At 60.6% G+C, this 12082-nt stretch carries 10 protein-coding genes; 8 read left to right on the top strand and 2 right to left on the bottom strand.

What is annotated here, in order from left to right:
* Window positions 1–534 precede the first annotated feature (534 nt).
* From ABDW57_RS25690 to ABDW57_RS25675, 4 genes are all read left to right on the top strand, one after another.
* On the top strand, window positions 535–894 hold the full coding sequence (locus ABDW57_RS25690) for a response regulator (RefSeq protein ID WP_343732985.1): 360 nt from the start codon (window positions 535–537) through the stop codon (window positions 892–894).
* A 232-nt stretch (window positions 895–1126) separates the two neighbouring features.
* Complete coding sequence (locus ABDW57_RS25685) at window positions 1127–1375, top strand: hypothetical protein (protein WP_343732984.1); 249 nt, start codon at window positions 1127–1129, stop codon at window positions 1373–1375.
* A 607-nt stretch (window positions 1376–1982) separates the two neighbouring features.
* Complete coding sequence (locus ABDW57_RS25680) at window positions 1983–2690, top strand: hypothetical protein (protein WP_343732983.1); 708 nt, start codon at window positions 1983–1985, stop codon at window positions 2688–2690.
* A 7-nt stretch (window positions 2691–2697) separates the two neighbouring features.
* Window positions 2698–3267 carry a hypothetical protein gene (locus ABDW57_RS25675; RefSeq protein WP_343732982.1) on the top strand — a complete coding sequence of 190 codons (570 nt, stop codon included), beginning with the start codon at window positions 2698–2700 and terminating at the stop codon, window positions 3265–3267.
* Window positions 3268–3437: 170 nt separating this feature from the next.
* Here the strand turns inward: ABDW57_RS25675 and ABDW57_RS25670 are convergent, their stop codons facing one another.
* On the bottom strand, window positions 3438–4292 hold the full coding sequence (locus ABDW57_RS25670) for an aldo/keto reductase family oxidoreductase (RefSeq protein WP_343732981.1): 855 nt from the start codon (window positions 4290–4292) through the stop codon (window positions 3438–3440).
* A gap of 98 nt (window positions 4293–4390) precedes the next feature.
* On the opposite strand from ABDW57_RS25670, the gene ABDW57_RS25665 reads away from it, so the two are divergent.
* The 4 genes from ABDW57_RS25665 (at window position 4391) to ABDW57_RS25650 (ending at window position 9249) form a co-directional block, all read left to right on the top strand.
* Entirely contained in the window at window positions 4391–5290 is a 900-nt protein-coding gene (locus ABDW57_RS25665; RefSeq protein ID WP_343732980.1) for a LysR substrate-binding domain-containing protein, read from the top strand.
* 89 nt (window positions 5291–5379) lie between these two features.
* Window positions 5380–5820, top strand: coding sequence for a hypothetical protein (locus ABDW57_RS25660; RefSeq protein WP_343732979.1), 441 nt, complete (start codon window positions 5380–5382; stop codon window positions 5818–5820).
* A 222-nt stretch (window positions 5821–6042) separates the two neighbouring features.
* Entirely contained in the window at window positions 6043–7068 is a 1026-nt protein-coding gene (locus ABDW57_RS25655; RefSeq protein ID WP_343732978.1) for a hypothetical protein, read from the top strand.
* Window positions 7069–7137: 69 nt separating this feature from the next.
* Entirely contained in the window at window positions 7138–9249 is a 2112-nt protein-coding gene (locus ABDW57_RS25650; protein ID WP_343732977.1) for a TonB-dependent receptor, read from the top strand.
* A gap of 7 nt (window positions 9250–9256) precedes the next feature.
* Here the strand turns inward: ABDW57_RS25650 and ABDW57_RS25645 are convergent, their stop codons facing one another.
* Window positions 9257–12022: a TonB-dependent receptor gene (locus ABDW57_RS25645; RefSeq protein ID WP_343732976.1), complete on the bottom strand. Its 2766-nt coding sequence runs from the start codon at window positions 12020–12022 to the stop codon at window positions 9257–9259.
* Between the last annotated feature and the right edge of the window lie 60 nt (window positions 12023–12082).

The raw sequence follows: 12082 nt of genomic DNA, 5'->3' as shown, positions 1-12082 counted from the left end.
GCGTTGAGGCTGTCTTGATGGGCTGCTGGAGTGCTAATTTGATGCTTTCGGTTGTGCATATTGGGGACCTACCGCTGTACTCTAAATTAATCGGGTAGGTGTCTCAAGTTATATTGGCACGGAGGGGTCATCCACTATCAAAATACGCAACTGAAGCTCATCCATTCACTACTCCTTCGCAACGGCCAGTAACCGAAACTCTTTGTAGTAGAGCTGAAAAGAATAATCAATTTGGCAACAGGAAACCATTGTTTCAACAAAACTATCGCACTGGCCCGCGAATTGATCGACAGCAACTTAGTCTAGCCCATTGCGATCCTTGACGACCCTCCTTCTCGCAAGATCTCGTTTCATGCTATGTCTTCTCAGTCCTACAAGGACGCGAGAAGTTCACGACTATCAAAATCAAATGATTTCGCAGAGACTGGTGCGACACCCCACACAACATCTCTTTACGCACCAACGCTGCGAGAGCGTTATCTGTGCGGCTAGGACCGTCCCGATGCAGAAGATGAGAGTGTTGATGGAGAAGCGGTGAAAAAGATTCTGATAATCGATGATAACGTCGAGTTGGCAAATGCACTAGCTGAGGTAATGTCCGTTCATGGTTTGAGAACTGAGACCGCTCATGGAGCTCAAGCAGGTCTCAAAGCCGTCGGCGAGTTCACCCCTGATGTCGTCTTTTTGGATCTTGGCATGCCTGAGATGAATGGTTACCAAGTGGCTGCTGCTATTCGTGCGGACAGATCTCTATCGCAGCCATACCTTATCGCTTACACGGCTTGGGACGACGCCGCGACCGTACGACGGGCTTTGCTAGCGGGATTTAATCTGCATATTGCCAAGACATCTTCACTTGGAGAATTACTCGAAGCCGTCAGCCAAGTCCATTGATGAGTAAATTGAGAATCGTCTTCCTACATGTTCGCTCGCACGCTGAGCCATGCTTAATTTGCCTTGCCTTCAAACCTAGCGAATGTCGCAATGCGAGCACAAGATCCCTCACTTCGGCAGTCGACGACGTATCATGAATAAAGACGGGCTGACTACGATGACGGCCGCAATATATCGGTCATCCCACGCTACGCGAAGGCGCTGCGTGACAGCTTAGCAAGGGGAGATTCGCATGGAAACCAGCTTACTCAAAAATATGCAGAGGACCGGCAGGGACATTGCTTCCGCGTTTAGCGGCGAGATAGGTTCGGACGCAGCGATGCGAATCACGGAACGGCTACTCTCTTTGATGAAAGCGAGTACATCTGTTGACGAAGAAATGGGATCTCGCCTCATGATTTTAGGCGCCCTCTCTGCGCTAGGGCAAGAAGAAGTCGCCGAGGAAGTGTTTACACAAATCCCTTTAGACAACGCCTTTTGAGTACGTCGATGAGATAGGCGACCAAAGCAGCCTGACAGTGTACACGCCAGGTCAAAACGAGCTCGGCACTTACTTACTGCGCTGCCGACGCCGGTACGACTCCGGTCCAGCCCCGCCATCACTACAGGTTATGCAACGACACCAATGCAGAGTTCCGCATCAATGCCACCCTGTTATGGCGCCCGCTTTCTCTTTAAACGCGGTGAAATTATTCCGCTTCCGACAATCCGAAGGGCAAGGAAAGTCCCGCCGTTCACCATCAGTTCAAAATAAACCTATTGGCTCCAGCGGCTGCCTACATGCGCATCAATAAGCAATGTGCAAGGTGAGCAGAAAACTCCAACCAACAGCGGCACATTTTGGCAGACCGTCACCACCAGTACCAGAAATAGACCAGACACTGCTCAGGCTAGGTAGCCACAGAAACATCTCCAGCAATAAGTCACACCCAACCTCGCACATCAGACAGCGTCCGCTTGGGTACCTACCGGATCCACGGATTCGAACTCCGCGTCTCCGAACTAGTGATCGGCGTTGCGATCGCGCAAGGTAACTTGACCGGGCGCGGCATATTCTCGGCTTTTACTCACGCCTTCAAGGAAACGGGATGGAACCTGACAGTACCAACGAAGACAAGCTACTGTTTGAGCGCACGATGAAATCGCTGGAAGCCCAGATTGCCAGCGCGGGTGCGCATCTCACGATAGACACCAGAGCGCGCTCGCTTTACACCCAAGAGATCAAAAACATGTCCGACAAATTGCGCGCTGATGCGATTGCTCGCAGGATCACTTGGGCCGCGGCGGCGCGTGAGGCACAGGAAGCCCGAAATCTCATCATGGGAATTATCCGGACGCGCAGCACACCGGTTGGGCGTGCTTTCGCCGAACACCTGAAACAGAAGGGCTATTCCCTGAACCAACTGATTGCTCTCAAGACCACGGAGCGGCACGGGGAACACGCTGTTTTCTCCCGCCTATCGAACGCCAAACAAAACTCGATCTATGCGAGCATAGTGACATCGGCTGGCAAATCGAATGCAGTTGTCACGCGAGCGATGTCGAGGCTTACTTACGCCGGCCGCGGGCTGCTGTTGGTTGCGCTAGCTTTGTCCGTTTACCATGTGGCCACTGCGTCTAATAAATTTAGAGCGTTTCAGAAAGAGCTGGTCATCAACGGTGCGGGTGCCGCGGGCGGCATGGCCGGCGGCGCGGTGGCCGGTCTGGCCTGCGGTCCCGCTGCCCCGGTTTGCGTTACTGTAGGGGCGTTTGTAGGCGGCGCACTGGCAGCGTTTGGCACCAGTTTTATTTGGTAAGGCGTTTATGAAATTGACACATGCCCCAGATTACGCCATCAGAGTAGTCACGCCTTCCGCATCAGACACAATTCCGAAGAGTGAAATCCTGATTGCTGGCGTACCGACCGGGAAAATCGTCGATGGCGCGGTGTTTGAAGCCGCATTACGATGGCACGAATATACCCTGCTGTTCTTGACCGACGATGTGCCATTTGAAGACACACTGAACATCTATTTACTGGATGCTGCGCTTAATATCGTAGATTGGGCGCGGATGTACTTTATGTACTCTACAGGTATCTTTTCGAATCTGGATTTGACGCAGGAGAACGCTATTCGCTTTTGTTTTTTTGCCGAGAGAACCTGGACACTCAAGCTGTTCCCTGAGACGAAATTTGCGCTCCCGCGCATCTCCGATCCCATCGGGGTGAGTCGGCCACTAAAGTTTTTCCGCATGTTTCAGTTGGATAGCAGCCCACTGCCTCAAATATCACAGGCTGTTGGCCCTCGGAAGCGCCTCGCGGGTAAGGCCGAGACACACAATCACCCATTGCCGTACTCACGGCGGTACGGCTCTGGTCCACCTCGCCATTAAGGCGAGGTGCACAAAGAGACCAATAGAACGCCAGCATTTCGATTTCATCGTCGGTTTCATATTTCAGGCACGCCAAAACCTGAGTCAGCGCAGCAATTGGAAGAGACGGAGGCGACAAGCCACCCACCCCGCCACGTGCCCTGACGGCACGCGGCAGGCATCAACTTAGATCAGCGAGCCGACATCGCATCCAGTTCAGCCATCGCATCGTCCGGCAGGTGCAGCGAGCCGGCGGCGATGTTTTCGTGCAGGTGCGACAGCGACGAGGTGCCAGGAATCAGCAGGATGTTCGGCGCACGGCGCAGCAGCCAGGCCAGCGCCACCTGATTGGGCGACGCCTGCAGCCGCGTCGCCACTTGCGACAGCGTGGCCGATTGCAGCGGCGAGAAGCCGCCCAGCGGGAAGAATGGCACGTAGGCGATGCCGTCGCGCGCCAGCTCGTCGATCAGCGCATCGTTGTCACGATTCACCAAGTTGTACTGGTTCTGCACGCAGACGATCTCGCAGATGCTCCTGCCCTGCGCCACCTGCGCAGCCGTCACATTGCTCAGGCCGATATGCTTCACCAGCCCTTGTTGCTGCAGTTCCGCCAACGCCGTCAGCGGCGCTTCGATCGAGCCTTCCGCCGGCTGCATCGGATCGAACATCACCCGCAAATTCACCACGTCCAGGACGTCCAGCCCGAGGTTGCGCAGGTTGTCGTGCACGGCCTGCTGCAGATCGGCCGCCGAGAACGCCGGCAGCCAGGAGGCGTCCGTGCCGCGACGGGCGCCGACTTTGGTGACGATCACCAAATCGTCCTGGTACGGATGCAGCGCTTCGCGGATCAGTTGGTTGGTGATGTGCGGGCCGTAGTAGTCGCTGGTGTCGATATGATTCACACCGGATTCCACCGCCGCGCGCAGCACGGCCAACGCCGCCTGGCGGTCAGCCGGCGGGCCATAGATGTGCGGGCCGGAGAGGCGCATCGCGCCATAGCCCATGCGTTGTACGGAACGGCTGCCAAGTTGGTAGGTCTGAGACATGTTTGAGCTCCTTTTTCATAAGATGTACCCAGTGTAGGCGCAACAGCGGCGTTCGATAAGTCGTTATAATCGAAACACCCTGTACGAAAATCCGCACAATGAAAATCGATCTGGCTGACCTGAATGCTTTCCTTGCCGTGGCCAACGCCAAGGGCTTCCGCGACGGCGCCCGCGCCAGTGGCCTGAGTGCGTCCGGTTTGAGCGAGGCAGTGCGCCGGCTGGAAGCGCAGCTGGGCGTGCGTCTGCTGCACCGGACCACCCGTAGCGTGGTGCCAACCGAAGCGGGCCAGCGCTTGCTGGCGCGGCTCAATCCCGCACTGACGGAAGTGGCAGCGGCGCTGGACGCCATCGGCAGCCAGGCCGATCGCCCGGCTGGCACCTTGCGCCTGAACGTGCCGATCAGTGGTGCGCGCCTGGTGCTGCCCGCCATCGTTCCGCGCTTCCTGGCGGCCTATCCTGAAATTCGTCTCGACATCACTGGTGAAGACAATTTCGTCGATCTGGTCGCCGCCGGTTGCGATGCCGGCATCCGCTACGATGAACGGCTGGAGCAGGACATGATCGCCTTCCCCATCGGCCCGCGCCGCCAGCGCTTTGCGGTGGCGGCCGCGCCGTCCTATCTCGCACGGCGCGGCCGCCCGACACATCCCGGCGAACTGCTGCAGCACGACTGCCTGTGCTTCCGCTTTGCCGGCAGCACCGTGCAGCCGTGGGAATTCGCCCAAGGCGGCGAGACCTTGAAGGTCGACGTCAGCGGACCGCTGACGGTGCAAGGCGGCGCGATTGCCGATTTGCTGGTGGAGTCCGCCATCAGCGGCAGCGGGATTGTTTATCTGTTCGAGGACTGGCTGCAGCCGCACATCGACAGCGGTGCGCTGGAGCCGATCCTGGAACCCTGGTGGCTGTCCTTCTCCGGCCCCTTCCTCTACTACCCGGGCCGCCGCCTGGTCCCCGCCCCACTGCGCGCGTTCATCGACTTCATCAAAGCCGATGTCTAAGGACCGCAATCATTTCGGCCCCTCTGTCAAAAAAATGGCGGCTTGATCTACACCATAGCGTGCCAAATTAGTCGTGCTAGCTTGGCGACATGCCTGCTTCCTATTTCGCTCAAATACAAAGCCATCCAGGCTGGTTCACCATCAACGTTCTGGTGCCGCTGCTGCTGCCTTTCGTTGTCATAGCCATCGTAGCCACGGCAATAGGCGGCTGGCGTGCATTCATCCAGATGTTCAAGAAGTCCGTCAATCAGGGCCAATTGTTCTGGGTGGTGTTGAGCATGCTGGCATCAATGGGATACGAAGCGTTCTCCGCATATACGCGATGTGCCTGGTTGGCCGAGACTATCTCATGGGCACTCGGCTTGTGCATGTCCTGCGCATTCGTCAGTTCGATTTTCATTGCAGTGAACACGGTCCGAACACTCAATGAGCCGAACGTACGGGCAATCGCGATTTACATCTCGTTGATAATGGCAGTAATCGTGCTCTACTGCTATCCGGTGCTCCACGTGTTGTTCGCAGAATGCTAAACTCAAATCGCAGATTAAGGGGGGAGAAATCCCATGAGAAAATTCTTGCGCAGAGTGATCCTGAGCCGCACGTTCACAAACATATTGGCGCTGCTTTGCATTGCGTGGTCAGTTGCCATGGTGGTCTTGGTGAATGTCATCCTGGCGCGACACGGTTGATTTTTCTATCAGGCTAGCAAAAACGCTTCAGTAGTGCCGCACGATTCCTTCATAATGCAGTCCATGATCAAGCCACTACTCTTCCTCAGCGCACTCGCTTGCGGCGCGGCGCTGGCGCAAGGCGAGGCGCCTGTCGCGCGTGCCAATTGGGCGGTCGCGCGTGCCGGCGACTCTGTCTACACTTTCTTCGGCCTCGGCCCCGGCAAGACGCACGCCGATATCGCACGCGATGCGTATGCGCTCGATCTGCGTTCGGGACAATGGCGCAAGGCCGGCGATATCCCTGTGGCGCAAGGCCGCCTGGCCAGCGCGGCGCTCACCGTTGGCGGCAAGGTGTATCTGATCGGCGGCTACACGGTCTCCCCCGCCGGCGAGGAAGTCTCCACACCCGAGGTGATGCGCTTTCTGCCCGACAGCGGCCGCTTTGAAACGGAAACCGTCATGCCGGTCCCGGTCGATGACAGCGTCGCCATGCCGTGGCGCGATCGCTGGATCGTGCTGGTCAGCGGCTGGCACGACAAGGCCAACATGGCTGACGTGCAGCTCTACGATACACACACCAGGCAATGGCTGGCCGCCACGCCCTACCCCGGCGCCCCAGTATTCGGCCACGCCGGCGGCCTCGATGGCGACAGCATGGTGATTTGCGACGGCGTCACCGCCAGCAAGGGCGCCGATGGCAAGAATACGTTCGCCATCACCAACGCCTGCTGGCAAGGCACGCTCGATCCGCAGCACCCGGCTCGCATCAGCTGGCGACAGCTGCCGGCCCATCCTGGCATACCGCTGTACCGCGCCGGCGCGGTTGGCTATGCGGGCCGCATTATTTTTGCCGGCGGCAGCGGCCGTCCCTACAACTACAACGGCATCGGCTACGACCAGCTGCCCGCCGAGCCCTCCAGCGCCGTGTTCAGCCTCAATCTGCAGACGCAGGCCTGGCAACAGCACGCGCCACTGCCGCAAGCCGGCATGGATTTCCGAGGCCTGATCCCGCTGGACGCTGGCGCCTATGGTTTGTTCGGCGGCATGCGCGCCCATCAGCAGGTCAGCGGCGGCATCATCCGCTTCCAGCTCGCTGATGCACTTTGACAACACCGCTGTTTGTTAAGCCCGCCATCCCGTGTATTGTGGAGTCATTGATGTAGTTTAATTTTCAAGATGACTCTGCTATTTTCCCCGCGCCGCCGCGCCGGCTGGGCGCTTGCCCTGGCCGCCAGCTACTCCTTGCCGGCCGCCGCCGCCCAGCCCGAGGACGAAGACCTGGCCTTGTTTGGCATGGACCGCTATGCCATCAGCCTGGCCACCGGCTCGGCCCAGCCGCTGCGCCGCGCGCCAGCGGTCGCCTCGGTGGTCACCGCCGAGGATATCGCCGCCATGGGCGCCACCGACCTCGATCACGTGCTGGAAAGCGTGGCCGGCATCCACGTCACGCGCGGGGCACCGATGTACGCGCCGAATTACGTGATCCGCGGCATCGGTGCCGGCGGTCCGACCAATCCGCAGGTTCTGGTGCTGCTCAACGGCCTGCGCCTGAACACTGACTACAACGGCGACAAGGGCAATATGTGGATCAGCATGCCGGTGACCAATGTCGCCCGCATCGAAGTCATCCGCGGTCCCGGCTCCGCGCTGTACGGCGCCGATGCCTTTGCCGGCGTCATCAACATCATCACCAAGACGGCGGAACAGATGCCGGGACTGCGCGTGGGCGCACGCGTCGGCACCTTCCAGTCGCGCGAAGCCTGGCTGGAGTACGGCCACAAGCAGGGCGAGATGGGCATCGCCGCCTACCTGCAAGCCGGCCGCAGCAACGGCTCCGACCAGCTGATCCAGGCCGATGCGCAAACCCTGAACGACAGCCGCTTCGGCACCCGCGCCAGCTACGCGCCCGGGCCGATGAACGTCGGCTACAACGCCTTCGACGGCAGCCTGGACCTGACCTACCAACGCTGGCGCTGGCGCACCAACCTGAAATGGCGCGGCGACGCCGGCACCGGCCCCGGCATCAATTCCGCGCTGGACCCGAACCACAAAACCCGCAGCGCCACCGCGCTCAGCGAACTGGCGTGGAGCGCGCCCGATTTTTCCGACGTGTGGAGCGTGGGCGGCTCGCTCAGCTACCTGTTCTTCACCGAGCAGTCGCCGGACGGCCTCGGCCTGTTCCCGGCCGGCGCGCGCATCGGCCCCAACCTGTTCCCGGACGGGATGATCGGCGGCCCCAGCCGCTGGGAACGGAATCTGCGCGCTGCCGTGCACGCCACCTACAGCGGCTGGAAGCGCCACGCGCTGCGTCTGGGCGCCGGCCATGACGACCTGTATCTGTACCAGGTCAGCACCATGAAAAACTTCCTGCTGAATCCGGCAGGCGTGCCGATTCCGACCGGCCCGGTGATCGACTACGGCGCCATCCAGCCGCACATCATGCCGCAGCGGCGCAAGATCAACTATGCCTACGTCCAGGATGAATGGCAGTTCGCCCCCGACTGGGCGCTGACGGCCGGCGTGCGCCACGACCACTATTCCGATTTCGGCAGCACCACCAATCCGCGCCTGGCGCTGGTGTGGGATGCCGACCTCAACGTCACGGTCAAGCTGCTGCATGGCCGCGCCTTCCGCTCGCCCAGCTTCAACGAGCAGACCGGCATCAACCCGGTCAACATGGGCAATCCGCAGATTCAGCCGGAAACCATCGCCACCACCGAAGCGGCCCTGGCCTGGCAGGCGCGCCCCGACCTGTCGGTCAACCTGAGCTTGTATCGCTACGCGATGAAAGACCTGATCCGCTCGACCGCCAATCCGGCGCCGGCGCCGGGCGCCACCTACCGCAACACCGGCAGCGTGGATGGCAAGGGCGGCGAACTGGAGCTGACGTGGGAGCTGCGGAAAAACCTGCGCTGGCTGGCCAACTACGCGCGCCAGCACGCACACGACCCGGCCACCGGCAAAGATCCCGGCTACGCGCCGCGCCACCACGCCTACACCCGCCTCGACTGGACCTTCAGTCCTGGTTGGCAGGTGGGACCGCAGCTGAACTGGGTGGCTGGCCGCCGCCGCGCGCCTGGCGACGCGCGCGCGCCGATTGCCGACTACCAGACCGTGGACGCCATCCTGAGCCGGCAACTGCCGCACGGCATGACGCTGTCGGCCACGGTGCGCAATCTGTTCAACGCCGATGCGCGCGAGCCCAGCCTGTCGCCGGGACTGGCGCTACCGTTTGACATCCCGGTAGCGCCCCGCGCGCTGGCGCTGCAACTGAGCGCCAGGCTGTAACACCGCCTTAGAACGCCGCCCGCAGACCAACACTGACGCGGCGGCCCACATCTTCCAGCGTCAGAAACTGGCTCTGATTCAGCGCGTACTCGTGGGTGCGCGCGTTGGTCAGGTTGATGGCGTCGGCATAGATCGACAGAGTTGGCGAGAGGTTGTAGCGCAGGCTGGCGTCGGTCTGGCCGTAAGCGGCGCGGTTGCGCGGCTGAGTGCTGCCGCCGCCGCAATCGATGGAGAAGTGATTGCGCCAGTTGTAGCTCACACGCGCCTGGAACTTGCTGTTCTCATAGAACACCGAGCCGTTGTACGACTGCGGCGACAGGCCAGGATAACCGCAAGCCGGGGTGCTGTTGTCTTCGCGGCTGGCGCTGGCGTCGACGTAGGTGTAGTTGGCGGTCACGCCAAAGCCGCGCAGCCATGGGACCGCGGTGTCAAACGCGTACTGGCCGGCGATCTCCACGCCCTTGATCTTGCCCTTCTGGCCGTTGCGCACGCGGCTGTCATGCACCACCTCGGTGTACTGCGGAATCTTCATGTCCACCAGGCGGGTTTCCAGGAAGTCGGTGACATTCTTCTGGAACACGGCTGCGCTGACATAGTTGGTTTTCGACAGATACCATTCCCACGAAATGTCGTAGTTCTTGGACTGCATCGGCTTCAGGTAAGGATTGCCGCCGCCGGTCTGCACGTCGCCGTAGCGGCCGCCGTACCAGTTATCCACGCCCATCTGGCTCAGGGTCGGCCGGGTTTCAGTCTTGGAGGCGGCCAGGCGCAGCAGCATGTCGCGCGTCAGGTCGAACTTCACGTTGGCCGACGGCAGGAAGCTGTTGTAGCTGTTGTCCACCGTGGTGACCGTGCTCGGGCCGTAGTTCAGGATGTAGGTGGTGTCGTTCGGGCTCTTGGTGGCCGACAGCAGCACGCGGCTGATGCCGGTCGAACTCGATTGCACATGCACCGCGCGCACGCCGGCGTTGGCCGACCAGCCCTCGCCTTCCCACTTACTGTCGAGGAAGATGCTGGAGACCTTCTCCTTCACGCCCCACATCGACGGCAGCGTGTAATCGATGGCCATCGGACCGTTCGGATACTTGGTGGTGTTGGTGTACAGCGCCGGATCGTTGGACTGCGCCAGGATCGACGGCTGGTTCAGGTAGTTCATGTACGCGTACGGATCGAAGCTCAGGTAAGCGTTCGGCATCTGCGCGCCGTTGCCCATGAAGTTGTCAATCGGCGTCACCGTGAACAGCGAGGCGGGCAGCGCCAGGTGATAGCCGCTGAACGCATTCCATGCATCGTTCTTCCACTCGGTGCGGTCGACGCTACGCTGCGAATACGCCAGGCCGGTATCGATGCCCTTGAAGTAGCCCCAGTCCTGCGACCACGCCAGATTCAGGCGGCCTTCGTTGAGCTTGTCGTGATTGCGGACATCGCCGTTGGAGACGGCGTGCGCGCGCACCGCGGTCGGGTCGGCAATGCCGTCGCCAAAGGTCAGCCCCGGCGTGCCGTTAAAGGTCAGCACGTCGCCATTCTTCGGCACCATGCCGGCCACCACCCACATGTCCGGCGAGCCGGAGGTGGTGCGCGAGGTCGAGATGTCGCCTTCCAGTTTCCAGTCCGGCGCCAGGTTCCATTTCGAGTTCAGGCCAAACGCGCGCGTGGTCGACAGGCGGTCGCCGCCCTTGACGATCATGTCGTTGGAATTGGCCTCGCCCAGCAGCGTGCCGGGGCCGGCGATGGCCGGGTTGTTGGCGTAGAAAATCGAGCCGGGGCGCAGGAAGCTGGTGATCTGGTTATTGCCGTCATATTTGACGCCCAGCTGCACCGGATTGTTCCAGTCGCTGAAGGCAATTACGTCGTTGCGCTGGTCGAGGTGGGAGTACAGCGCGTCGGCGGTCAGCTTCCAGTCCGGCGTCGGGTTGTACTGCATGGTCAGGTTGCCGACCAGGCGCTTGCGGCGCTCATTTTCCTGCTGGTAGCCGAAGCTTTGCGGAATGTACAGCTTCTTGGTGGTGACGTCGGCCATGGTCAGGCCCTTGGAATTCAGGTCGCCGTTGATGATGGAGACGTCACGCAGGTTCCAGGCATCGGTGATGGCCTTGTTCTGCTTGGAGGCGCGGTCGGTGTACGACAGCGAAGCGTTCACGCCAAAGGTGCGCGCCTCGTTGGCAAACGAGTACATGCCGCTGATGTTGGGCGTTTTCTTCTCGGAATTGGAATCGTAGGCGCCGGAGACATTGATCACCGAGCTGTGGCCGGTCTTGCCGGACAGCGGACGGGCGGTCTGGATGTCGACCGTGGAGCCGATCCCGCCCTCGGGCAGGAAGGCTTGCGAGGTCTTGTACACCAGCGCCTTGGAAATCAGGTCGGACGACAGCAGGTCGAACGAGAATTCGCGGCCGCCGGTGTCGCTGGTCATGGTGCGGCCGTTGACCAGCACGTTGTTGAATTCCGGCCCCAGGCCGCGCACCGAGATGTAGCGGCCTTCGCCGTTGTTGCGCTGGATCTGCACGCCGGTCACGCGCTGCAGCGATTCAGCAATATTCGTGTCCGGGAACTTGCCGGCGTCTTCGGCCGACACGGCATCCACCACGCCGTCCTGCAGGCGCTTGGTGTTGAGCGAGGAGCTGAGCGAGGCGCGGATGCCGCTCACCACCACGGTGGCGGAGGGATCGACGTCGCTGGCGGTCTGGGCGTGGGCGCCGGCCACGAGGACCAGGTCGGCAATCAGCGCGGCTAATACAGTTTTACGGAGGGAAATCCGAGTCGTGTTCATCATGTCTCCAGTGTGTAGTTATAGGTCTGACTTCGTTTTCGGCTGCTTGGGTACGTCAACTAC

This window comes from Duganella sp., from assembly GCF_039595735.1.
Lineage (GTDB): Bacteria > Pseudomonadota > Gammaproteobacteria > Burkholderiales > Burkholderiaceae_D > Rugamonas.
This window is presented reverse-complemented; position numbering and strand designations above follow the sequence as displayed.

What these genes read in the sequence shown, in the direction of transcription:
- ABDW57_RS25685 (WP_343732984.1), top strand. Translation starts at nt 1,127, where the DNA reads ATGGAAACCAGCTTACTCAAAAATATGCAGAGGACCGGCAGGGACATT.
- ABDW57_RS25680 (WP_343732983.1), top strand. Translation starts at nt 1,983, where the DNA reads ATGGAACCTGACAGTACCAACGAAGACAAGCTACTGTTTGAGCGCACG.
- ABDW57_RS25675 (WP_343732982.1), top strand. Translation starts at nt 2,698, where the DNA reads ATGAAATTGACACATGCCCCAGATTACGCCATCAGAGTAGTCACGCCT.
- ABDW57_RS25670 (WP_343732981.1), bottom strand. Translation starts at nt 4,292, where the DNA reads ATGTCTCAGACCTACCAACTTGGCAGCCGTTCCGTACAACGCATGGGC.
- ABDW57_RS25665 (WP_343732980.1), top strand. Translation starts at nt 4,391, where the DNA reads ATGAAAATCGATCTGGCTGACCTGAATGCTTTCCTTGCCGTGGCCAAC.
- ABDW57_RS25660 (WP_343732979.1), top strand. Translation starts at nt 5,380, where the DNA reads ATGCCTGCTTCCTATTTCGCTCAAATACAAAGCCATCCAGGCTGGTTC.
- ABDW57_RS25655 (WP_343732978.1), top strand. Translation starts at nt 6,043, where the DNA reads ATGATCAAGCCACTACTCTTCCTCAGCGCACTCGCTTGCGGCGCGGCG.
- ABDW57_RS25650 (WP_343732977.1), top strand. Translation starts at nt 7,138, where the DNA reads ATGACTCTGCTATTTTCCCCGCGCCGCCGCGCCGGCTGGGCGCTTGCC.
- ABDW57_RS25645 (WP_343732976.1), bottom strand. Translation starts at nt 12,022, where the DNA reads ATGATGAACACGACTCGGATTTCCCTCCGTAAAACTGTATTAGCCGCG.